This window comes from Streptomyces sp. DH10 (assembly GCF_029813805.1).
GTDB lineage: Bacteria > Actinomycetota > Actinomycetes > Streptomycetales > Streptomycetaceae > Streptomyces > Streptomyces coeruleofuscus.
In genome coordinates this window covers 1-1,335 of sequence record NZ_JARVKU010000057.1, presented here as the reverse complement: position 1 = coordinate 1,335, position 1,335 = coordinate 1, and the positions used below count along the sequence as shown (strand labels likewise).

Sequence of the window (1,335 nt, the reverse complement as noted above, 5' to 3'; positions counted from 1 at the left end):
GAGACCCTGGGCGCCATGTCGGTACCAGGAGCGCCGTTCCGGCTGCTCTACAACGAACTCGGCGTGGTCATCGGCACCACCTCCATGATGCTGCCCTACACCGTGCTGCTGCTGTACGGGGTGATGCGCGGCGTGGACCGCCGCCTGCTGGCCGCCGCGTCCAGCATGGGCGCCGGGCGCGTGACCATCTTCCGCCGGATCTACCTGCCCCTGGTCGCCCCCGGCCTGGCCAGCGCCGGACTGCTCAGCTTCATCCTCTCCCTGGGCTACTACATCACCCCCGCCCTGATGGGCGGCCCCAACCAGACGATGATCGCCACCCTCATCAACCAGCAGGTCACCAAGGAAAACCAGTGGAACGGGGCGGCCGCACAGGGCGTCATCCTGCTGCTGCTCACCTTCGCCGGACTGCTGCTGGTCAAGCTCGTCAGCTCCCTGGGCGCCAGCCGCAAGAAGAGGAGCACCTCATGATGGAGCTGCGCAAGACCCTCGCCGGGCGGATCGCCCTGACCGCCGTCGCCACCGTGATCCTGCTGTTCCTGGCGCTGCCGATCGTCGTCATCCTCGTCACCTCCTTCAGCAACAACGCCTTCGCCTCCTTCCCCCCGGACTCCTGGACGCTGGGCTGGTACAAGGCACTGTTCGCCGACGGCAGCAAATGGCCCGCCGCCCTGACACTCAGCGCCTTCGTCGCCTGCCTGAGCACCGTCTTCTCACTGATCATCGGCGTGACCGCGGCCACCGCACTGACCCGCAGCGAACTCCCGCTGCGCTCCGCGGTCTACGCCCTGGTCCTCGGCCCCCTGCTCATCCCGCAGATCGTCACCGCGCTCGGCCTGTTCCTGCTCTTCGAACCCGCCGCGATGCTGGGCAGCCCCATCGCCATCGCCCTCGGCCACACCGTGCTCGCCTCACCCATCGCGGTCCTCATCCTGATCGCCACCCTGCGCGGCATCGACGAACGCCTCGAAGACGCCGCCGCCAGCATGGGCGCGAACCGCCTGACCATCGCCCGCAGGATCACCTTCCCCCTCGCCGCCCCCGGCATGATCGCCGCCGCGATCTTCTCCTTCATCACCAGCTTCGACGAGTTCTACATCTCCCAGTTCCTGTCCTCCGTCGACACCGTCACCCTCCCGGTGCAGGTCTACAACTCCCTCACCTTCGACATCGACCCCAGCGTCACCGCGATCAGCGCCATCCTCATCGCCTTCGCCATCCTCGCCCTCGCCCTGGTCGCCCTCGTGCGCTGGATCGGCTCCGGACGCCAGAACTCCCTGCTCTCCGTCGAGAACACAGCAGGCATCGCCGCACCCGGAAGCGAAACCGTATGAC

2 protein-coding genes are annotated in these 1,335 nt (G+C 67.6%); both read left to right on the top strand.

The genetic code is table 11. The annotated features are described in order from the left end of the window. Nucleotides 1–471: ABC transporter permease (locus QC385_RS43835; RefSeq protein WP_279546996.1), on the top strand; the 471-nt coding region annotated here is incomplete at its 5' end. Beyond that, complete coding sequence (locus QC385_RS43830) at nucleotides 468–1,334, top strand: ABC transporter permease (RefSeq protein ID WP_279546995.1); 867 nt, start codon at nucleotides 468–470, stop codon at nucleotides 1,332–1,334. The genes QC385_RS43835 and QC385_RS43830, both read left to right, overlap by 4 nt. Nucleotide 1,335 lies beyond the last annotated feature (1 nt).

Excerpts from the sequence above, each read along its gene's own strand:
- QC385_RS43830 (WP_279546995.1), top strand. The coding sequence starts at position 468 with ATGATGGAGCTGCGCAAGACCCTCGCCGGGCGGATCGCCCTGACCGCC.